The organism is Rhizobacter sp. J219, from assembly GCF_024700055.1.
Lineage (GTDB): Bacteria > Pseudomonadota > Gammaproteobacteria > Burkholderiales > Burkholderiaceae_C > Rhizobacter.
Genome location: NZ_JAJOND010000001.1, coordinates 4,533,567 through 4,554,835, shown reverse-complemented (window position 1 = coordinate 4,554,835; position 21,269 = coordinate 4,533,567). Strand labels below are relative to the sequence as shown.

General features: G+C 69.7%; 15 protein-coding genes and 2 pseudogenes. 5 read left to right on the top strand and 12 right to left on the bottom strand.

The features are described 5' to 3' along the window. The first annotated feature begins 61 nt into the window (after positions 1-61). The 5 genes from LRS03_RS21610 (at position 62) to LRS03_RS21590 (ending at position 4,940) form a co-directional block, all read left to right on the top strand. Positions 62-1,195: an ABC transporter substrate-binding protein gene (locus LRS03_RS21610; RefSeq protein ID WP_257828043.1), complete on the top strand. Its 1,134-nt coding sequence runs from the start codon at positions 62-64 to the stop codon at positions 1,193-1,195. 61 nt (positions 1,196-1,256) lie between these two features. Beyond that, on the top strand, positions 1,257-2,462 hold the full coding sequence (locus tag LRS03_RS21605; protein WP_257828042.1) for a M20 aminoacylase family protein: 1,206 nt from the start codon (positions 1,257-1,259) through the stop codon (positions 2,460-2,462). Between the two features lie 3 nt (positions 2,463-2,465). Beyond that, positions 2,466-3,569 (top strand): M14 family metallopeptidase, encoded by a 1,104-nt coding sequence (locus LRS03_RS21600; protein ID WP_257828041.1) that lies wholly within the window; start codon positions 2,466-2,468, stop codon positions 3,567-3,569. Positions 3,570-3,650: 81 nt separating this feature from the next. Then, positions 3,651-3,959, top strand: a complete 309-nt coding sequence (locus LRS03_RS21595) for a DUF1272 domain-containing protein (protein WP_257828040.1) — start codon at positions 3,651-3,653, stop codon at positions 3,957-3,959. 72 nt (positions 3,960-4,031) lie between these two features. Beyond that, complete coding sequence (locus LRS03_RS21590; RefSeq protein ID WP_308296455.1) at positions 4,032-4,940, top strand: GlxA family transcriptional regulator; 909 nt, start codon at positions 4,032-4,034, stop codon at positions 4,938-4,940. 89 nt (positions 4,941-5,029) lie between these two features. On the opposite strand, the gene mdoH is transcribed toward LRS03_RS21590, so the two are convergent. From mdoH to LRS03_RS21530, 12 genes and pseudogenes are all read right to left on the bottom strand, one after another. Beyond that, positions 5,030-7,219 (bottom strand): glucans biosynthesis glucosyltransferase MdoH, encoded by a 2,190-nt coding sequence (mdoH, locus tag LRS03_RS21585; protein ID WP_257828039.1) that lies wholly within the window; start codon positions 7,217-7,219, stop codon positions 5,030-5,032. Beyond that, the gene (locus tag LRS03_RS21580) at positions 7,192-8,739 is read right to left on the bottom strand and encodes a glucan biosynthesis protein G (protein WP_257829628.1); all 1,548 of its coding nucleotides are present in this window, start codon (positions 8,737-8,739) and stop codon (positions 7,192-7,194) included. Before LRS03_RS21580 ends, mdoH begins: the two co-directional genes overlap by 28 nt. A gap of 279 nt (positions 8,740-9,018) precedes the next feature. Beyond that, entirely contained in the window at positions 9,019-10,374 is a 1,356-nt protein-coding gene (locus LRS03_RS21575; protein WP_257828038.1) for a sigma 54-interacting transcriptional regulator, read from the bottom strand. 15 nt (positions 10,375-10,389) lie between these two features. After that, entirely contained in the window at positions 10,390-10,998 is a 609-nt protein-coding gene (locus tag LRS03_RS21570; protein ID WP_257828037.1) for a hypothetical protein, read from the bottom strand. Between the two features lie 56 nt (positions 10,999-11,054). Continuing rightward, positions 11,055-12,467 carry a sensor histidine kinase gene (locus LRS03_RS21565; protein ID WP_257828036.1) on the bottom strand — a complete coding sequence of 471 codons (1,413 nt, stop codon included), beginning with the start codon at positions 12,465-12,467 and terminating at the stop codon, positions 11,055-11,057. 47 nt (positions 12,468-12,514) lie between these two features. After that, positions 12,515-13,465: an alpha/beta hydrolase gene (locus LRS03_RS21560; protein ID WP_257828035.1), complete on the bottom strand. Its 951-nt coding sequence runs from the start codon at positions 13,463-13,465 to the stop codon at positions 12,515-12,517. A 34-nt stretch (positions 13,466-13,499) separates the two neighbouring features. Beyond that, entirely contained in the window at positions 13,500-14,621 is a 1,122-nt protein-coding gene (locus tag LRS03_RS21555) for an ABC transporter substrate-binding protein (protein ID WP_257828034.1), read from the bottom strand. Positions 14,622-14,635: 14 nt separating this feature from the next. After that, positions 14,636-17,078, bottom strand: a pseudogene (locus LRS03_RS21550) (efflux RND transporter permease subunit). 12 nt (positions 17,079-17,090) lie between these two features. Continuing rightward, the gene (locus tag LRS03_RS21545) at positions 17,091-18,152 is read right to left on the bottom strand and encodes a WD40/YVTN/BNR-like repeat-containing protein (RefSeq protein WP_257828033.1); all 1,062 of its coding nucleotides are present in this window, start codon (positions 18,150-18,152) and stop codon (positions 17,091-17,093) included. Next, positions 18,152-19,507, bottom strand: a complete 1,356-nt coding sequence (locus LRS03_RS21540; RefSeq protein WP_257828032.1) for a DUF1329 domain-containing protein — start codon at positions 19,505-19,507, stop codon at positions 18,152-18,154. The genes LRS03_RS21545 and LRS03_RS21540 overlap by 1 nt, the downstream gene beginning before the upstream one ends. A 14-nt stretch (positions 19,508-19,521) precedes the next feature. Then, positions 19,522-20,967: a DUF1302 domain-containing protein gene (locus tag LRS03_RS21535; RefSeq protein WP_257828031.1), complete on the bottom strand. Its 1,446-nt coding sequence runs from the start codon at positions 20,965-20,967 to the stop codon at positions 19,522-19,524. Between the two features lie 70 nt (positions 20,968-21,037). Then, positions 21,038-21,250 (bottom strand): annotated as a pseudogene (locus LRS03_RS21530) (DUF1302 domain-containing protein); the annotation flags it as partial. Positions 21,251-21,269 lie beyond the last annotated feature (19 nt).

The following is a 21,269-nucleotide window of genomic DNA, read 5'->3' as shown; positions in this document are numbered from 1 at the left end:
TTACACTGAGTTCGCCTGGCGCGATCCGCCGGGTTTCGCTTTTTCCGGACTCCACAATTCCATGAAACGCCGACACCTGCTCCAGCACCTGGCCGCCACCAGCGCCACCCTCGCCTTACCCTCCACCTTTGCCCAGGCCGAACGCCGCATCGTGCTCGGCCAGTCGGCCGCCTTCAGCGGGCCGGCGGCCTACCTCGGCACGCAGCTGAACCGTGGCGCCAAGGTCTACTTCGACGCGCTGAACGCCGCCGGCGGCGTGAATGGCCACACCATCGAGTTGCGCACGCTGGACGACGGCTACGAGCCCGACCGCTGCAAGGCCAACACCGAGCGTTTCATCGACCGCGACAACGTCTTCGCGCTCTTCGGCTACGTGGGCACGCCCACCTGCCTGGCCGCGATGCCGCTGGTGCAGGAAAACCGCACCCTCTTCTTCGCGCCGTTCACCGGTGCCGAGTCGCTGCGCGAGCCCTTCAGCCGCAACGTCTTCCACATCCGCGCCTCGTACTTCGACGAGACCGCGCTGATCGTCAAGCAGCTGCTCTCGATCGGCCTCACCAAGATCGCCGTCTTCTACCAAGACGACGCTTATGGCCAGGCCGGCCTGGCCGGTGTGAACCGCGCCATGAAAGCCGCCAACCTTGCCCCGGTGGCCACCGGCACGGTGGAGCGCAACACCGTCAACGTGGCGCAGGCGGTCAAGTCCATCACCGCGGCGATGCCCGAGGCGGTGGTGCAGATCAGCGCCTACAAGTCGTCGGCCGCCTTCATCCGCGACGCGCGCAAGGCCGGCTACGGCGGCACTTTCTACAACGTGTCGTTCGTCGGCACGCAGGCCCTGGCCGACGAGCTGGGCCGCGAAGCGCGCGGCATCATGATCAGCCAGGTGATGCCCTCGCCGTTTTCCAGCACCGCGGCGCTGTCGCGCGAGTACCTGGCGGCCGTGGCCAAGGCCGGTGGCGACGCCACGCCCAACTACTCGAGCATGGAAGGCTACGTGGCGGCGAAGGTGTTCGCCGAAGGCCTCAAGCGCGCCGGCCGCAACCCCAACCGCGACGGCTTCATCACCGCGATGGAGTCGATCCAGAACGTCAACCTGGGCGGCTTCCCGGTCAACTTCGGCGCCCGTGACCATGTGGGCTCGCACTTCGTCGAGCTGTCGATGCTGACGGAAGACGGCAAGGTCCGCCGCTAAGCCCACGCCGGCGCCTCCTGGCGGCGCGGTCAGTACACTGACCCGGTTCCAGGAGCCCGGCATGCAGCTGATCGAATCCATCCTCGCCGACGCCGCCGCCGTCACCGCGCTGCGGCGTGACCTCCACGCCCACCCCGAGCTGTGCTTCGAGGAGAAGCGCACCTCCGACCTGATCGCGAAAGCGCTCACCGACTGGGGCATTCCCATCCACCGCGGCCTCGGCACCACCGGCGTCGTCGGCATCGTCAAGGGCACCCGCGGCAACAGCGCCCGTGCCGTCGGCCTGCGTGCCGACATCGACGCGCTGCCCATCACCGAGCACAACACGTTCGCGCACGCGAGCCAGCACCCCGGCCGCATGCACGCCTGCGGCCACGACGGCCACACCGCGATGCTGCTGGCCGCGGCCAAGCACTTCTCGAACGAGAAGAACCGCGACTTCGACGGTACCGTCTACCTCGTCTTCCAGCCGGCCGAAGAAGGCGGCGGTGGGGCGCGCGAGATGATCAAGGACGGCCTCTTCAAGCTCTTCCCGATGGAGGCGATCTTCGGCGCGCACAACTGGCCCGGCATGCCGGTCGGCCACTTCGCGGTGAAGAACGGGCCCTGCTTCGCGTCGAGCAACGAATTCAAGATCGTGATCCGCGGCAAGGGCTCGCACGCCGCGATGCCCCACCTCGGCATCGACCCGGTGCCGGTCGCCTGCCAGATCGTGCAGGCCTTCCAGACCATCGTCTCGCGCAACAAGCGGCCCATCGACCCGGGCGTGATCTCGGTGACGATGATCCACACCGGCGAAGCGACCAACGTCGTGCCCGACTCTTGCGAGATGCAAGGCACGGTGCGCACGTTCACGCTGGAGCTGCTCGACCTCTTCGAGCAGCGCATGCGCGAGGTGGCCGAGCACACCTGCGCGGCCTTCGGGGCCGAGTGCGAATTTGAGTTTGTGCGCAACTACCCGCCCACCATCAACCACCCGGCCGAGACGGCCTTCGTGCGCGAGGTGATGGCCGAGGTGGTGGGGCCCGAGGGCGTCGAAGAGTTCGAGCCCACCATGGGAGCCGAAGACTTCAGCTACTTCCTGCAAGAAAAACCCGGCTGCTACTTCCTCATCGGCAACGGCGACGGCAGCCACCGCGTCGGCGGTCACGGCCTCGGCCCGTGCATGCTGCACAACCCGAGCTACGACTTCAACGACGAGCTGATCCCGCTCGGCGCCACGCTGTGGGTGCGGCTCGCGCAGAAGTGGTTGGCCACGCCCCGCTGATCGATGCACGTGGGTGACGGGCTCGTCGCCTGCTTCGCGCCGACCTACGCGGCGGCACGCGAGAAGTTCCTTGACGCGGCCGACGCCGCCCGCCTCGACGTGCACAGCGATGTGCACCCGCTGCGCGGCCGCGACGGCGAGACGCTGGCCCTCGACATCGTGCGCGACGGCCCGACCGAGGCCTCGCGCGTGCTGCTCATCAGCAGCGGCTGCCACGGCATCGAAGGCTTCTGCGGCTCGGGCATCCAGGTGGCGATGCTGCGCGATGCGCATTGGCGCGAGAGCACACGACGGGCCGGCGTGGCCGTCGTCTATCTGCACGCACTCAACCCCTACGGCTTCTCGTGGTGGCGGCGCGTGACGCACGAAAACGTGGACCTGAACCGCAACTTCCTCGACTTCCACGCCCCGCTGCCGCAGAACCCGGCCTACGACGAGATCGCGCACCTGCTGGTGCCCTCCACCTGGCCGCCAAGCTTGCGCAATCACGTCGCGCTGCTGCGCATCCTGCTGACACGCGGTGCGCGGCATTTGCAGGCGGCCGTCTCGGTCGGTCAGCACACCCACCCGCAAGGCCTCTTCTTCGGTGGTCACGCCCCCACCTGGAGCCAGGTCGCCGTGCGCCACGCGCTGCGCGAGCACGGCCGCCGCGCCGAGCGCCTGGCCTGGATCGACCTGCACACCGGCCTCGGCCAGAGCGGCGTCGGCGAGCGCATCTTCGCCGGGCCGGACGATGCGGCCATGCTCGCCCGCACCCGCGCCTGGTGGGGTCCGCACATCACGTCGATCCACGACGGCAGTTCCAGCTCGGCGCCCATCACCGGCATGATGTGGCTCGCGGCGCCGCAAGAGTGTCCGCAGGCCGAGTACACCGGCATCGCGCTCGAATACGGCACACAGCCTTTGCTGAAGACGCTGCATGCGCTGCGCGCCGAACAGTGGCTGGAGAACCACCCCGAGCATGCCGCCACGCACGGCGCACGCATCAAGCAGCAGCTGCGCGATGCGTTCTTCACCGACACCGACGACTGGAAGCGCCAGGTCGTCGAGCAGGCAATGGAGGCCGCCGCCCAGGGCGTGGCCGGTCTGACGGCTGTCCGGAATTGATCGATTTCCGTCGCGCAGTGCAGCGACAAGACTGACACCTCACCCTACGCTTGCGGCATCATTCCTCGCCCGGAGAACCCGATGCTCGACCTGCGACCCGTCTGCGAACACTGCGCCAAGGCCCTGCCCCCGGCGGCCACCGACGCGATGATCTGCAGCTTTGAATGCACCTTCTGCCGCGACTGTGCGACGGGGCTGCTGCACAACGTCTGCCCCAACTGCGGTGGCGGCTTCACGGCACGGCCGGTGCGGCCGGCACAAGACCGCAAGGGCGGCAACTTCCTCGGTGCGTATCCGGCCACCACCAAGGTGAAGCACCGCCCGGTGGACCTGGCGGCCCATGCCGCACTCGTGGCACGCCTCGAAGGCGTGGCGCCGCAGGACCGATGATCGACGTGCTGCACGTCGTGCCGCCGCGCAGCCTGCTGCTCGACGTGGCCGGGCCGGCAGAGGCCTTTCGGCTTGCCAACCAGCAACTGGAACGGCACGACCAGGCACCTCTTTTTCACCTGCGCTTCACCGGCCCCCCACCCCGAGGCCACCACCTCGGTGGGCTTGCCCCTCGCGCAGTTGGAGCCGCTGCCCGCCACGCTGCACCGCCCGACCTGGGTGCTGCTCGTCGGCCAGAGCCGCGACACGCTGCGCACGCCCGATGCCGCCAGCCGCGCCACCATCGCCTGGCTGAAACGCGACATGGGCCCGCTGCTCGCGGCCCCCGACTCGCCACACCGGCTGCTCACCGTCTGCGCCGGCACGCTGATGGCAGCGCGCGCCGGCCTGCTGAACGGGCGGCGCTGCACCACGCACCACGACTACCTGGCCCTGCTGCGCACGCTCGCGCCGGCGGCCGAGGTGGTCGACAACCGGGTATTCGTCGTCGATGGCACCCTCGCGTCGAGCGCGGGCGTCACCGCCGGCATCGACCTTGCGCTGCACCTGATCGCGCAAGCGTGCGGCGATGCGCTCGCCGCGGCCGTCGCCAAGACGATGGTGGTCTACCTGCGCCGCACGCCGCAGGACCCGGAGCTCTCACCGCTGCTCGCGCACCGCCACCACCTGCACCCGGCGCTGCACCGCGCACAAGACGCGGTGTGCGAACGGCCCGATGCCGACTGGACGCTGGCCAGCCTCGCCGACGCGGCGCACGTGACGAGCCGCCACCTGCTGCGGCTCTTTGCCGAGCAGGCGGCGGTGTCGCCGATGGTCTATGTGGAAAAGATCCGCCTGGAGCGGGCCCGCCAGGCGCTGCAGCGCGGGGCGAGCGTGACGCATGCGGCCGAGGTGGCGGGGTTCAGCTCGGACCTGCAACTGCGGCGCGCCTGGGGCCGCCACTACAGCGGCACGCCACGCGCGGCGCGAGCGGCCGCCTGAGTTTGCGGGCCGAGCGCCGGGCCGCTCCCAAGCCGGCCCGCATCCCCTTGGGGGATCGACCGGCGTACTCGCCGGTCGAGGGGCCGTCATCAGGCGCGCAACGGCTCCGCCTCTTCCCCATCCAGCCAGCTCGCGCGCATCTGGTTCGCATTCGCCGCCAGCTGGTCGCGCACCCGCACGATGCTCTGCGGTTCGCTCAAGAGACGCATGCGGTGCTCGGCGCTCAGCTGTTCGGCGTCCTGGTTGGCGAGCAGGCTGCTGAACATCAGCTTGCGCGCCTTGCCGCGCGAGCCCCAGCTGGTGTTGCGCGGGCCCATGGCGCCGCGCACGACCTCGAAGAGCCACGGGTCGGTGAGCGCATCGCGCCACTGCGGCGTGGGGTGGGCGCGGCGGGCGTAGGCCCAGGCCCGGCGCAGCACCTGCGGTGCGCTGTGCTCTTCGGGGATCAGCAGCAGGCGGTTGGCCAGCAGTCGCTGGCCCAGGCCCGAGCGGCTGGTGAGCACCGCGAGCGGCACGGCCAGCAGCAGCGGCAGCGCCATCGGCGCCAGCCACAGCGTGATCTCGGGTTGCAGCAGCAGCACGGCGGACGCGCCCGCGGCGACGACGCCGGTGGCCGGGCCGAAGCGCTGCACCGCGTCGCGCCAGCCGATGTCGTTGGCTTCGCGCGGGGGCGACTTCCAGTCGAGCTTGAGGCCGGTGAGGGCGACGACGACGAAGACCGTGTGCGCCAGCATGCGCACCGGCGCCTGCAGGGCCGACAGGCCGGCTTCGAGCGCCGCGCCGCGGATCAGCGAGCGTGTGCCGCCATAGCGGTGCTGCTGTTTCGACAGCACGATCACCGCGACGCCCATCACGCGCGGCAGCATCAGCATCAAGACCGTCACCAGCCAGAGGCCGGCAATCTCCAGCGGCAGCGCGCCGCCGCCCAGCGGGCGCTCGCCGAACAGCCACAGCCCGGCGCCGACCAGCACCGACACCAGCCACAGCGGCGCCGAGAGATAGGCCATCGCGCCGGTGCCGAGCATCGCGCGGTGCACCGCGTGCAGACCGGGCTCGGCGATCAGGCGTGCGTTCTGCAGGTTGCCCTGGCACCAGCGGCGGTCGCGCTGCAGTTCCTCGATCAGGTTGGGCGGCTGCTGCTCGTAGCTGCCGTACAGGTCGTGCACCAGCCACACGTGGTAGCCGGCGCGGCGCATCAGCGCGGCTTCGACGAAGTCGTGCGACAGCAGCGTGCCCGACAGGCCGCCGTGGCCCTTGAGCGGCGCGAGCGCGCAGTGCTTCATGAAGGGCTCGACGCGGATGATCGCGTTGTGCCCCCAGTAGTGCGACTCGCCCAACTGCCAGTACGACATGCCGGCGGTGAAGAGCCGGCCGGCCACGCGGCCCGAGAACTGCTGCGAGCGGGCATGCACGGTGTCGAGGCCGCACGCCTGGGGCGCGGTCTGCAGGATGCCGGCCGTGGGGTTCGCTTCCATCAGGCGCACCAGCTTCACCAGGCAGTCGCCGCTCATCACGGAGTCGGCATCGAGCACGACCATGTAGCGGTAGAGGCGGCCGAAGCGGCGGCAGAAGTCGGCCACGTTGCCCGACTTGCGCTTGGTGCGGCGCTGGCGCCAGCGGTAGTAGATGCGACCCGCCGAACCGCACTCGTGGCGCAGCTGGCCCCACGCGGCCAGCTCGGCCGCGCGGATTTCAGGATCGCTGGTGTCCGACAGCACGTAGACGTCGAACAGACTCGATGCGCCGGTGGCGGCGAGCGACTCGCAGGTCGCCCGCAGGCCGGCAAAAACGGAAACCACGTTCTCGTTGCAGATGGGCATCACGATGGCAGTGCGCGCATTGCGATGGATCGGCGCGTGGCCGACCGATGCCGCCGACATGGCATGCGGGTCGCCGCGCCACAGCACCCAGGCACCCATCATCGCGGTGTAGAAGCCGGCCGAGACCCAGGCGAAGAGCAGGCCGTAGAGGCCGATCTGCACGCCCCGCGCGAGGCCGGTCTGGTCGCTCGGCAGCATGTTCGACAGCAGCGTGGTCGCGCCCGCGGCCGACAGCAGCACCAGCAGCATCAACACCCGGCGGCGCAGCTTCGCCGCACGCTCCCAGGCCTGCGGTTCACGCGCGGGCGCGGCGGGAATGTCAGACGGCCGGCCGGTCACACGATCGGCCAGACTCGCCCAGAAGCCGCGCCACGGTCGAGCGACCATGGAACCACGGACGATGGCGGGCGTGCTGCGGCCGGGCGCAGCGCTCAATCCGGCTGAATGATGTTGGTCCATGTTTCGGTCAGGGCGTGTTCGCCGTTCTGGAGAAAGGCCCGCAGCTCCACCGGTTGGGTGGGCTGAAGACGGGTGACGCGCACGGTCATGCGCCAGGTGTTGGTGAGCGGGTTGCGGTAGGCGTTGCGCTCGACGATGTGGCCGGCGGCATTGCTGCTCACCACCGCTTTCACCGGCGCATCAGCCGGCAGGTTGCGCAGCGCGGGGCCGTCGAAGTCGACGACGTACTGCAGCTCGTTCGGGTCGCGCTTGGCCTTGCGGTCGATGAAGCCGTGACCAAGCCGCGTCTGCACGGCCCAGCCGGCAGGCGGGCGCTGCTGCTGGTTGCCCTGCCAGTGCAGGCGGTAGGCGAAGGCTAGCGGCTGGCCGGCGGCCGGCAGCTTCTCGGGCACCCAGTAGGCGACCACGTTGTCGTCGGTCTCGTCGGGCGTGTGCAGCAGCATCAGCTCGACACGGCCGGGGCCCCAGTTCCCCACAGGCTCGACCCACGCGCTCGGGCGCTGGTGGTACTGGGCCTCGGGGTCTTCGTAGTTGGCCGCGCTGCGGTCGCGCTGCATCAGGCCGAAGCCCTTGGGCTCCTTCGAGGCGAAGGAGGTGACCAGCGTGCGCTTGGGGTTGAGCAGCGGGCGCCACAGCCATTCGACGCCACCCTTGCCGTCGCCGGAGGCGACCATCAGGCCGTCGCTGTCGTGCACCTCGGGGCGGAAGTCGGCCACGCGCGGCGTGTTCTCGCCGTGGTGGAACATGCTGGTGAGCGGAGCGAGCCCGAGGGTCGCGATGGGTGAGCCCCCGGCGCGCAGGAAGAGGCGCGCCTGCACATCGGCCACCGAGGTGTCGCCGGGGCGCAGCGTGAAGCGATACGCGCCGGCCGCGCGCGGCGAATCGAGCAGCGCATGGATCACGAGCGAGGTCGCGCCGGGCGCGGGGCGCTCGATCCAGAACTCGCTGAAGCGCGGGAACTCCTCGCCGCTGCCGCCGACCGTGTCGATCGCGAGGCCGCGTGCCGACAGCCCGTAGTGCTGGCCCTTGCCCAAGGCTCGGAAGTAGCTCGCGCCGAGGAAGACCACCAGCTCATCCTTGTACGCCGGGTTGTTGAGCGCGTAGTGCACGCGGAAGCCGGCGAAGCCGAGGTCGCCCCACTTGGCGGGCGAGAGCTTGTTGCGGCCGTAGTCGAAGTCGTTCTTGTCGAACGCGATGTGGCGCACGCCCTGTGGCGTGATCTCGTGGATCTGCACCGGCAGGGTCTGGAACTTGCCCAGGTGGAAGAAGGCCAGCTCGAACGGCAGGCCGTCCTTGCGCCACAGCGCCCGCTCGGGCTTGAAGCGGATGTCGCGGTAGCCGTCGTAGTCGAGCGCTTTCAGCTCGGCGGGCAGCTGCTCCTTGGGGGCGACGTAGGGTTTGGCGGCGAGCTGGCGGGCGCGCTCGGCGACGTCATCGAAGCCGAAGGCGCGTGCATCCCACACGCACAACACGGCGAGCACGAAGAGCAGCAGCGCACGTGTCGCCGTGCGGCGAAGCATCGACTCGCTGGGCGCGAAAAGGGTGAGGGCGAGGAACAAAGGCGCGGGGTGTCGTTGAAAAAAGCCCAGCCCGGATGCAGGCTGTGAGCTTCCTTGGGCAACGCCCGTGCCAATTCAGAAAAATGCTTGTGCATCAAGCACTTGCGCGCGCCTCGACAGATGTGACGAGATGCACCGGGCGGTTGGGCCCCGAATGGCGTGTTTTTTGTCGCCGACCAGCGACAACTTCTCACGCGAGCCGCTGCAAGTGCTTGATTTTGCTGGGCCGCGCCGCTGTCTCTACTCAGCGACAGGCGGCTCGGCCTTGAACTGGCCCGGTGTCAGGCCATGCCGCTGCAGCAGCCGGTAGAACTCGGTGCGGTTGCGGTCGGCGAGCCGCGCCGCATCGGCCGCGTTGCCGTCGGTGAGCTTCAGGAGGCCCACCAGGTAGTCGCGCTCGAAGCGCTCGCGTGCCTGTGCATAGGTGAGCACTTCCACGCTCGGCACACGCAGGGCTCGCTGGACCAGCGTCAACGGAATGAGCGGTGTGGTGGTCAGCGCGCAGACCTGCTCCACCACGTTGTGCAGCTGTCGCACGTTGCCGGGCCAGCTGGCGGTGGTGAGCGCCTTCATCGCGTCGGGCGCGAAGCCGGTCAGGCGCTTGTCGTACTTGGCGGTGAGCTTGGCGAGGAAGTGGTTGGCCAGCAGCGGGATGTCTTCGCGCCGCTCGCCGAGCGTGGGCAGGTGCAGCGAGACGACGTTGAGGCGGTAGTACAGGTCTTCGCGGAACTGGCCCTGGGCCATCGCCGCGTCGAGGTCGCGGTGGGTGGCCGAGAGGATGCGCACGTCGACCGGCACCGCCTGGGTGGCGCCGACCGGCCGCACCGAACGCTCCTGCAGCACGCGCAGGAGCTTGACCTGCAGTGCCGGCGGCATGTCGCCGATCTCGTCGAGGAAGAGCGTGCCGCCGTCGGCGGCGACGAAGAGGCCGGTGTGGTTCGCCACCGCGCCGGTGAACGAGCCCTTCACATGGCCGAAGAGTTCGGATTCGAGCAGCGCCTCGGGGATCGCGCTGCAGTTGACCGCGACGAAGGGCTTGGCCGCACGCGGGCTCGCGCGGTGGATGGCCTGCGCGAGCAGCTCCTTGCCACTGCCGCTCTCGCCGCGAAGCAGCACGCTCGCATCCGACGCGGCCACCATCTTGGCTTCGGTCAGCAGCTCGGCCATTCGGTTGGAGCGGCTGACGATGGCCTCGCGCCAGCCGTCGTTGCCGGTCGCGTGGTCGACCGCCGGCGCGGCGAGCGCGAGTGCTTCGTTGACCTTGTCGAGCAGGGCCTTGCCGTCGAAAGGCTTGGTGAGGTAGCTGAACACGCCGCGCGCGGTGGCGTCGACCGCATCGGGAATGGTGCCGTGCGCCGTCAGCAGAATCACCGGCAGCGCCGGGTGGCGGGCATGGATCTCGTCAAAGAGTGCGAGCCCATCGCGGCCGGGCAGCTGCACGTCGCTCACCACCAGCTGCGGCCGCGCGACCGCGAGCTGCGTGAGCGCCGCTTCGGCCGACTCGACCGAGGTGACACGGTGGCCCGCCGCGGTGAGCCGCATCGAGAGCAGCTTCAGCAGGTCGGCGTCGTCGTCCACCAGCAGCAGGTTGGCCATGGCGTCGGCCTCAGGTCAGGGCGCCTTGGGCGCGGCAGGCGGCGGGGACGCCGGCGGCGTGGGGGTCGCGGGCGGCGTGGCCGGGGCAGTCGGCACGCCGGTCGGGCGGTTGGCCATGCTGCGCTCGATGGCCTTCAGGGCTTCGAGCTTCTCGTTCAGCTGCTGCATCGTGCGCTGCAGCTCGCGGTTGCGGGTGGCCTCGCGGTTGAGCGCGTCTTCGAGCCGGCGCTGCTCGAGCACCCGGCCGAGCAGCAGGCGCGCGAGCGGTTGCCAGGGGGCGAGTTCAGGGGCGCTCGATTTGGTGATGGGCTCCAGCAGCGCGACGGCGCGCGCCACATCGCCGCCGTTGTGCTGCTGCGAGAGCGCGAGGGCCAGCTCCAGCACCACATCGGGCGGCGCCGCCGTGGGCGTGGCCGAGACAGCGGCGTTCAGGCGGTTGATCTCGTTGGCCAGGTCCTGCGGCGAGAGCTGGCGGATCTGCTCGTGGTAGGCGATCAGCCGGCGCGCCGCCAGGTCGGCCGGCTCGGGCTGCGCGGGTGCCTGCACCACCACGACCTTGGGCGGCGCAGGGGCTTCGACCGGCGGTGGGCTCGGCGCGGGCGCCGGCCGGGGTGGCGCACTCATGCAGGCCTGCAGCAACAGCACCCCCCAACACGCTCGACGACAACCCCAGGACTGATTTAACGCGCATGCGGCAATTCGATATGAAAGTGAGCCCCCGGGCCGTCGTCCTGCAGTTCGACCACACCGCCGTGAGCGGTGATGTACTCGTGCACGATCGACAGGCCGATGCCGGTGCCCCGCACCGCATCGCTCGGCTGCCGCTCGCCGCGGTAGAAGGGCTCGAACACACGGGCCCGGTCGGCTGCGGCAACACCGGGGCCCTGGTCCACGATGTCGATGCAGGCGCGGCCCGGCACCCGGGTCACGGAGAGGCGGATGGTAGCGCCCAGGGGGCTGAACCGGATCGCGTTGGAGAGCAGGTTGCCGAGCGCGGTTCCGAGCTTGTCGGGGTCGACTTCGGCCCACAAGGGCCCGCCCTCCACCTTGACCGCAAGCTGGCGTGCCTGCCACTGCAAGCGCTGGCGTGCGACGAGGTCCTGAATCAGCGCCACCAGCTCGACACGCTGGCGCACCAGCTTGCGCGCCTCGAAGGCCGCCGCGTTGAAGCGCAGCAGGTCTTCGATCTGGCTCTGCAGCAGCGCCGTGTTCTGGCGCAGGATGCGCGCGACTTCCTTCTGGTCGTCGCTGAGCGTGCCGGTCACGCCTTCTTCCAGCAGCGACACCCCTTCGCGCAGTGCCGCCAGCGGCGTCTTCAGCTCGTGCGACACATGGCGCAGGAAGCGCGACTTGTCGGAGTCGAGCTCGGCCAGGCGCAGGCGCAGCCATTCGAGGCGGCGGCCGAGCAGGCGCACGTCGGAGGGCCCTCGGATCTCGATCGGCTGGTCGAGCCGGTTTTCGCCGAGGCCGATCACCGCCTGCTCCAGCCGCTTGAGCGGGCGTGCGAGCCAGAGGCCGAAGACGAATGCGAGCACGACGGCCACCACGATCGCGATCAGCATCTGCCGGCCCAGCTCGGCGCGGCCGGCTTCCAGCTCGCTCATCAGCACCTGGTTGCGCTGCTCGGTGGTCGTGCGCACCTGGTTGGCGATGGTGTCGTTGATCGCCTCCAGCTCGCGGAAGGCCGTGGTGATGGTGGCCTCGCGGTCGCGCAGGTCGGCCGGCGTGCCCTTGAGCTGCGACTCGATGCCCGACTCGTGCGCCCGCCACTCGGCGGCGAGGTTGGCCGAGACCAGGTTGTCGGCGAGCCGGCCGAGCGCATCGCGCGCATCGCGGCCGGCTTCTTCGAAGCGCTGGCGCAGCACCGGGTCTTCGAGCACCAGGTACTGGCGCGCGGAGCGCTCCATCGCGACGGTGCGCTCGGCCAGCAGCTGGGCATCGGCGGTGTGGGCCACCGCGCGGCGCGCGCCTTCGCTGCTCTGGCGCAGCAGCTTTTCCAGCGTGAACAGACCCCGCAGCGACGCGGCGCTCAAGAGCGCAGCGATCAGCAGGAAGGCGACCAGCAGCAGCTGGCGGAAGGAATAGCGGTGCATGGCCGGCGGCATTCTGCCCGGCCGGCGATGGCCGGGCGCCGCGCGGGCTACCCCCGGGTGTCGGTGGCCGCCAGCCCGTCTCGCAAGGCCTGGGCGAAGAGACGCTGCGCCAGGCGCGCCGAGGCGATCCCGCCAGCCATGCTGATGAAGCCGTGGGCCAGGCCGGGGAACTCGACGACGGTCGTGGGCGTGCCCGCCGCGAGCAAGGCCCGGCCGTACGCGAGGGCTTCGTCGCGCAAGGGGTCGTGCCCCGCGACCAGCAGCAGTGCCGGCGGCAAGCCACCGAGCCTGGGGGCCAGCAAGGGAGCGCCGCGGAAATCGGGCGCCATGCCGGTGGGGCCGAAACAGTGCCGGCTGAAGTACTCCATCGTGCGCAGCGTCAGCGTGGGGCCGGCGGCGTGCTGCTGGTGCGACGGGTAGTCGCCCGCGCGGCCGCCGGCGGCCGGCGGGTAGAGCAGCGCCTGGAAGGCCACGCGCGGGCCGTCAGCGTCGCGGGCGAGCAGGCACATCACGGTGGCCAGCACCGCCCCCGCGCTGTCGCCCGCCACCGCCAGCCGGGCCGTGTCGGCGCCCAGCGCTGCCGCGTGGCGGGCCACCCAGCGCAAGGCCTGCCACGCGTCGTCGACCGCAGCCGGAAACGGGTGCTCGGGCGCGAGCCGGTAGTCCACCGAGACGACGATGGCGTCGCTGTCGCTGCACAACTGGCGGCATACGTTGTCGTAGCCGTCGAGGTCTCCGAGCACGTAGCCGCCGCCGTGGTAGTAGACGATGACGGGATGGGGCCCCGGGCGCAGTCGCGGGGTGTAGACGCGCAGTACCACCGGGTGCGCGCCATCGGTGCTGAGGTTGGCCACCGCCACGTCGGCCGGCGGCATGTCGGCCGCGGCGAGGATCTGTCGGTACAGCCCGCGGCAGGGCTCGGGCGGCAGGTCGGCGAGATCGGGCAGCCCGGCGGCTTGCACCTGTTTCATCATCGCGGCGAGTTGAAGGTCCAGCATGGTCGGTTCCTGTGGAGTGGTGGGAGATGAGGGATCAGTGGCGCAGGCGGCCATCGCGCGCGCGCATGCCGACCTCGACGTGCTCCGACGCGTGGCGCCGGTCTCGGCCGAAATGGAGGCGAAAGCCGCTGAGGTTCAGCGTGCCCAGGCTTTCAAAGGCATCGACGAGCTGCGGCCCGTCGAAGCGACCGTTGGCGCGCCGCAGCGCATCGACGCACACACGCAGGTGGAGGTATGACGCCAGGCCTTCGAAGGTGAGTGCCTCCGGCCCGACGAAGGCATCGGCGTCGCGCTCCAGCTCGCGCACGATGGCGAGCTGCGAGACCTCCGGGTTGGGCACCACGCTGGTGAAGCCGATCAGCTTGTCGCGAAAGAGCCGCGTCACCTGCGTCAGGCCGGCCGACGACAGCGTCGCGACGACCGCGGGCACGCCCGCGCGGGCCGGATCGGGAAGCCGGCTCAAGGCCTCAAGCGCTTCGGCGCCCAGGCTCAGCACCAGGGCCTGCGGCGCTGCCTGGGTGGCCTCGCCGAGCGAGGCCTCGATCGCACGGCCTCGGGCATCGGCGGCCACACGGGTGAGCTGCAGCTGCGCGCTCTGCAACGCCGAGGCCAGGGCCTGCGCACGCGCCGGCTCGCTGTCGTCGAACAACAGAGCCACCCGCGTGAGGCCCATCGAGCGCAGCTGCTGCGCGAGCGCCTCCGCTTCCCTGGCGTCGTCGGGCCGCAGGGTGACCACATGCTGCACCGCCTTCGCCCGCAGCGACGCGGCGCCAGAAAACGGGCCGACCAGCGGCACGCCCAGCTCGCGCGTGGCACCGCTCGCCGCCACACAGGACCGCTCGCCGAGGCAGTTGACGATGGCCACCGCGTTGTGACGGCGCACCAGGGTGCCGATGTTGTCGGCGTGGCGCGCCGGGTCGCCGCCGTCGTCGAGCGTCACCAGTTCGAGGCGCCGCCCCGAGAGGCCGCCGCTGGCGTTGACCCGGTCCACCAGCGCCTTGGCACCGGCCTGGATGCGGTTGGCCGTCGGAAAGCCGGCGCCGGTGAGCGGCAAGGATTGGCCCAGGACGACGGCCCCCGGTGCTTTCGGCGCTGCGGCACAGGCGAACGCCGCCATGCCCAGCCAGGCAAATGCGATGCGGCGCAAAGCGTGCATGCGATGGCGCCTCGTCAGATGCCTGCGGCGGCTTCGCGGTGCGGCACCGCGCCCGGCCCCGCAGGTGCCGGCCGCACGCGACCCGGCCGCAACAGGAAGTGCGCCAGGGCCGGCAGCAGCACCAGCGCACCCACCATGTTCCACACGAACATGAAGGCGAGCAGGATGCCCATGTCGGCCTGGAACTTGATCGGCGAGAAGGCCCAGGTGCCCACCGCCAGCGCGAGCGTGATGCCGGTGAGCATCACCACGCGGCCGGTGAACTGCAGTGCGTGGTGGTAGGCCGCCGACAGGCTCTCGCCGGCCCGCAGCCGCGCGAGCATCACGCACAGCACGTAGAGCGCGTAGTCGACGCCGATGCCAACGCCGAGTGCGATCACCGGCAGCGTGGCCACCTTCACGCCCATGTTCAGCCCCACCATCAGCGCCTCGCACAGGATGGAGGTGAGCACCAGCGGCAGCACCGCGCACACCACCGCGCGCCACGAGCGGAAGGTCACCCAGCACAGCAGCAGCACCGCGCCGTAGACCCACAGCAGCATCTCGCGCATCGCCTGCTTGACGACAATGTTGGTGGCGGCGTCGATGCCGGCTGACCCTGCGGCCAGCATGAACCGCTCCTCGGCGGTCGAGTTCGTCGCCATGAACTGCTCCACCTCGTCGACCACGCGCGTCAGCGTCTCGGCCTTGTGGTCCTTCAGGTAGACGTACAGCGAGAGGAACGAGCAGCCCTGGTTGAAGAGCTCGCGCGACGCCCGTGTCTGCACGCCGCCCAGCGCCGCCGCGTTGGGGATCAGCTCGAACCACTTCAGGTTGCCTTCGTTGTAGCCGACCATCGCCAGCTTGGAGAGCGCGGCCATCGAGTTGGTCGACTCCACGCCGGGCAGTTGCTCCAGGCGCCAGGCCAGGCGGTCGACCTTGGCCAGCGTGCCGTAGCGGGTGCACTGGTCTTCGGGCGTGGCCACCATCACGACCAGGATGTCGCTGCTGGCGGCGTAGTTCTGCGCCATGAACTGCGCGTCGCGGTTGTAGCGTGAGTCGGCGCGCAGCTCGGGCGCACCGGGGTCGAGGTCGCCGATGCTCAAGTGCAGGCTGATGGCGTAGCCGCCCACGGCCAGCAGCACGCTCACGCCGATGGCCACGAGCGCCGGGCCGCGTTGGGTGAAGCGGTCGAGCTGGCGCCACAGCCAGGGCCGTGCTGCCTGGCCTTCGTCGCCGGCCTCCAGCCGCAGGCTGCGCTGCGCCGCCACCGGGCTCACGCCCACGTACGACAGCAAGACCGGCAGCAGCACGAGGTTGGTGAAGATGAGCACGGCCACGCCGATGCTGGCCACCGCCGCCAGATCCTGGATCACCTGGATCTTGATCAGCGCCAGCACCGCGAAGCCCACCGCGTCGCACAAGAGCGCGGTGAGGCCTGCGACGAAGAGGCGCCGGAAGGTGTAGCGCGCGGCCACCACGCGGTGCGTGCCGCGGCCGATGTCTTGCATGATGCCGTTCATCTTCTGTGCGCCGTGGCTCATGCCGATGGCGAACACGAGGAAGGGCACCAGCACCGAATAGGGGTCGAAACTCGTAGTGCAGCAGGGCCAGCAGGCCGAACTGCCACACCACCGCCACCACCGAGCACACCACCACCAGCGCGGTGCTGCGCGAGCAGCGCGTGTAGCCGAAGAGCACCGCCGCGCAGATGACGAGCGCCAGCGCAAAGAACATCAGCACCTGCTGCAGGCCTTCGATCAGGTCGCCCACCACCTTGGCGAAACCGGTGACGTGGATGCGCAGGGTGTCGCTTTGATACTTGACACGCAAGGCTTCGATCTGTCGCGAGAGCTCGCCGTAGTCGAGCGCCTGGCCGGTCTTGGGATCCTTGCCCTGCAGCGGCACGAAGATGATGCTCGACTTGAAGTTGCCCGCCACCAGCTGGCCGATCTCGCCCGAGCGCTCGACGTTGGCCCGCACCTCGGCCAGCGCCTGCGGCGAGCCGTCGTAGCTGTCGCCCATCACGGTGTTGCCGTCGAGGCCGTCTTCGGTCACCGCGACCCAGCGGGTGTTGCTCGTCCACAGCGACTTCATGAACGGCCGGTCGACCCCGGGCAGCAGGAAGATCTCGTCGCTCAGCTTCTGCAAGGTGGCGAGGTAGTCCTTCTCAAAAATCGATTCACCCGTCGTCTCGACCGCGATGCGCAGCGCGTTGCCCTGCCCGGCCAGGTCAGCCTTGTGGGCCAGGTAGTTGACGATGTAGCTGTGCGTGGTGGGGATGGTCTTCTCGAAGCTCGCGTTCAGGCGCAGCTTGGTCGCCTGCCAGCCCAGCAGCAGCGTGAGCAGCAGGCAGATGGCCATCACCCAGAGGCGGTGGTTGAAGAAGATGCGCTCGGTCAGCGAGCCCGACGTGGGGTCGAAGTCTTCGAGGCGGGCGACGACCGGCTGGGCGTCGAGGGAGGTGTCGGCGTGCATGTGCAGTTTGGATCAGGGAGCAGGTTGTCGACGCATGCCGCGCAGGCTTGCAAGCACCACTTGGCCGGCATCGGTGGCGGCGAGCCCCGTGGCGGGCACCGGCCCGGCGGCGGGTGCGGCCTTGGTGAAGCTTCGGCCGTCGTCGCGGCTGAGCAGCAGGTCGCCGGTCTGGCTGAGCAGTGCGAGCGCGTGGTCGTCGAACTCGAGCGCCGCGCTGATCGAGACCGGCACGTTCGTGTCGAGCTTCTCCCAGCTCGCGCCCTGGTCGGCCGAGCGGAAGGCGTTGCCGCGCAGGCCATAGGCGATGAGCGTGCCCGAGCGGGCGGCAAGCAGGCCGAAGAAGCTGCCTTTGTAGGGGGATGCCAAGGCGGCGAAGCTGGCGGCGCCATCGGCAGACTTGAGCAGCAGCCCTTGCTCGCCCACCACGTACGCGCTGCTGCCCGAGAAGCGCACGCCGTAGAGGTGCAGGCTCTTCGGGTTGGGCAGCGCCAGCGGCGTCCAGTGCGCGCCGCCATCGGCGGTGGTGAAGGCGAGGTTGTAGGCGCCGACTGCCAGGCCGCGCTGCGCGTCGACAAAATCGATGTCGAAGAAGGGCTTGTCGGGGCCTTCTTCGACGAAGCGCTTGGCATCGCGCTGCGCACGCTCGTCGCCGCTCGCACGTGCGGCGCCGGCGATCAACGCGGCGGCCTGCACCCCGTCGAGCTGCTTGCGCCAGCTCTCGCCGCCGTCGTCGCTCTTCAGGATCACACCCAGGTGGCCGGCGGCCCAGCCGGTGCGCTCGTTGACGAAGCGCACCGACGTGAGCGTGGTCTGCACCGGCACCTTGGCCTGGCGCCAGCGGGCACCTGCGTCATCCGACAGCAGCACGGTGCCGCGTTCGCCCACCGCCACCAGGCGCCGCCCGGCACGGGTGACGGCGAGCGTGGCCGCACCCAGCGCCTTCGGACTTTGCAGCGCGGGCTCACTGAGCACCGCGGGAGCCGCCTGAGGTGCCACCGGCTGCGCCCCGGCCGCCGCGCCGCACGCCATCAGCAGTGCAGCGCCTAAGCGCAGCAGAACGGGAGCGCAGTCCATCAGCGTGCGCCCTCGTTGGCCAGCTCTTCGGGGCTGAAGAACGAGCGCGGGATCGGCGGCACCGGCTTGTACTGCATGGGCAGCTCGTTCGATGCCATGTTGAGGTAGTACGCACCCGTCTGCAGGTCATAGCCGCCCCACAGCATGTTGCCCACCACGGCCGGGATGTCCGGTGCGAGCAGCATCAGCGTGTAGTTGGTGCGCCAGAGTTCACCCTTGGCGTCCCAGCCGTCGAAGAGCACGATCTGCCAGCTGTCTTCGTCGATGTAGTACTTGCGCTTGGGCACCACGTGGCGCTTGCCTTCGGCGACCGTCGCCTCCACTTCCCACACGCGGTGCAGTTCCCAGCGCACCAGCGAGGGGTTGAGCGTCTTGGGTGTCACCAGGTCGGCCACCTTGGCGGCGGCGGCGCGGTTGTTGTTGTAGGGGATGTAGATCTCTTTCTTGCCGATGAGCTTGAGGTTGTGCTTGTCGATCGGGCCGAAGAGGTTGAAGGCTTCGTCGAAGAGGCCGATGCCCGAGGTCACCGAATCCGGCGTGTCGTAGGCCACCGACGGCGCCTTGCGCACGCGGCGCTGGCCCACGAGGTACTGCCACAGGCCGCGTGGCTTGCTCGAATTGAGGTTGTCGTGCGCGAGGATGGCCTCGCCCGCCTTGGAGCCCGGCTCGCTCACGAGGAACTTGCCGAGCTGCGAGTAGCCGTCGAACTTCTCCAGGCTGCCCTCGGGGTCGTAGTACTGCTTGCGAAAGCTCTGCGTGCCGCCCGAAGCCATCGCGCGCTTGCCGTCGGCCGTGACCATCCACACGCGCACCTGCGCCTGGATGTAGGTGCCCGTCCACGCGAGGCGGTGGTTCTGGAAGATTTCGTAGCCGTCTTTCGGGATGGGGAACGGTGTGCCGCCGTAGGCGTTCTCGGTGCCGTGGCCGCCGTCGACGAGCTTGGCGCGCGTGGCGTTCTTGAAGGTGTTGTCGTAGACCCATTGCGGCGCGGCGGCCGTGCGGTGCGTCGGGTAGACGTCGATGCGGAAGTCGGGGTACTTCTTCATCAGCGCCTTCACGCCATCGGTCAGGCGCGCGGCATGCTGGTCCATGTTCTTCGCGTTGATCGAGAGCACGGGCTTCTCGCCGGCGAAGGGGTCGGGCCGCGGGTCGCCGGCCTTGTAGCCGGCCGGGGCCTTGGTGAGGCCGCCGTCCCATGCGGGGATGCTGCCGTCCTTGTTGCCAGCGCGCTCGGCACCCAGCGGCGTGAGCGTGGTCTTGAGCTTGGCGGCTTCTTCGGCCGACACGGCGGCTTGCGCCAGAGGCGCCAGGGTCAGGCCCGCGATGAGCGCGGCCAGCAGGTGTTTGCGATGCATGAGGGTTCTCCGGATCAGAAGGTGCGCGAGAGGCTGAAGGACACGTGGGCGCGGTCCTTGAGCGTCTGGCCAAAGGTGAGCTGGCGCGGCGAGCCCGCGCCCGTGACCAGCGTTTCGGTGAAGGTCTTGGCTTCGCCGAAGTAGTCGGTGTAGGTGAGGGCCAGGTTCCAGTCGTTCTGGTACTTGCCCTTCACGCCGATGCTGTAGTCGCCGGCGTTCGAGGCGCCGCCTGCGAAGTTGCTGATCGCCGACGAGCGGCCGCCGAAGTTGTAGCCCACGGCCACCGGCAGCGACATGTCCAGACCCGGCAGCACCTGGAAGTACTGCGGCTCGAAGATCATGCGCAGCGCCCACGCGCCCTTGGTGGTGTTGGGGTCGAGACCCCCCAGGCCGGAGCTGCTGCCGTCGGGGTTGGCGAAGATGTCTTTCGTGACCTTGAGGCGGTGGTTGTAGGCGATCTCGCCGACCAGCGCGCCGCCTTGCCACAGCGGGCCGGGCTGCAGCACGTAGATGCCCGACATCTGCAGGTGCGCCGTGCGGCCCACGGCGTAGCAGGGGTTGTCGCCAGACGTGCCGCAGCTCGCCACAGGGCCGAGGCCGAGCACGGCCGGGTCGCTGTTGAGCGGCGCGTTGCTGCGCAGCGAGCCTTCGAGCGCCCAGTTGAGCTGGCCCACCGACGAGGTGACGCTCGCGCCGACCGTGCGGATGTTGCTGGCATAGGCCAGGTGCACGTTGCCGTTGACGAAGTCGAACACCGGCGCGGCGGGCGTCTTGTCGTGGTACTGCGCGGCGTAGAAGCCGAACTCGTAGTCGCTGCCGGTCGGGCTCCAGCGCAGCTGCACACCGCCTTGGCCGGAGTCTTTCGGGCGGAGATCGCGGCTGGCGTCGTACGAGAGGGACACACCCGGGCCGAAGTTGACCGTGCCGGTGCCGACGTAATCCTGGTTCGAGAAATAGCTGCCGACACCGGGGATCTTGCTCGGTCGCCACTTGAACTGGTAGTAAGCCCCGAGCGACACGCCTTCGGCCACCTGCAGCGAGCCCGAGGCCTGCTCCACCGGCAGCAGCACTTCCTTGAACTGCCAGCCGGGCACCGAGACGATCTTGGCCACGTCCACCGGCCCCTGTGCGTTGGCAATGCCGTTCTGGCCGAAGAAGAGGCTCTCGCCCCACTGCAGCGTGTGCTTGCCCAGGCGCACGGTGCCCTTCATGTCGCCCACGTCACCTTTGAGGTAGGCAAACGCATCGAGCAGTTCGCTGCCGCGGCCATGCTGGCGCCGCGTCGAGGGCAGGAACTCGTTCATCGCCTGGCCGGTGTTGTTGTTCGAGGTGTTGGCCGTGGCGCCGACGGGTGTGCCACCGGCATAGACCTCGGTGCCCTGGTAGTCGTTGTTGCGCAGGTAGACGCTGTCGCGCCAGCTGCTGCCGCTGATGCGGCCGCCGAAGTTCCTGGCCGTCACGTCGAGTTTCGGCCAGCAGGTCGAAGCGGCTGGAGATCAGGCCCTTGTTGAAGTTGTGGTTGCCGTCGTCTTCGTTGACGGTGCCGGGGTCGTTGGCCACGTCCAGGCGCGTGAGCGCGGCCGACGGGTTCTTGAGCCGGTAGCCGGCGCTGTACTTCGGCGTGAGGTCGAGGCGGACCTTCAGCTCGGGGTCGGGCGTCGGGATGTCGAAGGCATAGGCCTCGGGAGCGGACAGCAGGGCGAGCGCTGCCGCCACCGCCAGCGCATGGCGAGTGTGTTGCATGGGGTCTCCAGAGTTGAGG

What these genes read in the sequence shown, in the direction of transcription:
- LRS03_RS21610 (WP_257828043.1), top strand. Translation starts at nt 62, where the DNA reads ATGAAACGCCGACACCTGCTCCAGCACCTGGCCGCCACCAGCGCCACC.
- LRS03_RS21605 (WP_257828042.1), top strand. Translation starts at nt 1,257, where the DNA reads ATGCAGCTGATCGAATCCATCCTCGCCGACGCCGCCGCCGTCACCGCG.
- LRS03_RS21600 (WP_257828041.1), top strand. Translation starts at nt 2,466, where the DNA reads ATGCACGTGGGTGACGGGCTCGTCGCCTGCTTCGCGCCGACCTACGCG.
- LRS03_RS21595 (WP_257828040.1), top strand. Translation starts at nt 3,651, where the DNA reads ATGCTCGACCTGCGACCCGTCTGCGAACACTGCGCCAAGGCCCTGCCC.
- mdoH (WP_257828039.1), bottom strand. Translation starts at nt 7,219, where the DNA reads ATGGACCAACATCATTCAGCCGGATTGAGCGCTGCGCCCGGCCGCAGC.
- LRS03_RS21580 (WP_257829628.1), bottom strand. Translation starts at nt 8,739, where the DNA reads ATGCTTCGCCGCACGGCGACACGTGCGCTGCTGCTCTTCGTGCTCGCC.
- LRS03_RS21575 (WP_257828038.1), bottom strand. Translation starts at nt 10,374, where the DNA reads ATGGCCAACCTGCTGCTGGTGGACGACGACGCCGACCTGCTGAAGCTG.
- LRS03_RS21570 (WP_257828037.1), bottom strand. Translation starts at nt 10,998, where the DNA reads ATGAGTGCGCCACCCCGGCCGGCGCCCGCGCCGAGCCCACCGCCGGTC.
- LRS03_RS21565 (WP_257828036.1), bottom strand. Translation starts at nt 12,467, where the DNA reads ATGCACCGCTATTCCTTCCGCCAGCTGCTGCTGGTCGCCTTCCTGCTG.
- LRS03_RS21560 (WP_257828035.1), bottom strand. Translation starts at nt 13,465, where the DNA reads ATGCTGGACCTTCAACTCGCCGCGATGATGAAACAGGTGCAAGCCGCC.
- LRS03_RS21555 (WP_257828034.1), bottom strand. Translation starts at nt 14,621, where the DNA reads ATGCACGCTTTGCGCCGCATCGCATTTGCCTGGCTGGGCATGGCGGCG.
- LRS03_RS21545 (WP_257828033.1), bottom strand. Translation starts at nt 18,152, where the DNA reads ATGGACTGCGCTCCCGTTCTGCTGCGCTTAGGCGCTGCACTGCTGATG.
- LRS03_RS21540 (WP_257828032.1), bottom strand. Translation starts at nt 19,507, where the DNA reads ATGCATCGCAAACACCTGCTGGCCGCGCTCATCGCGGGCCTGACCCTG.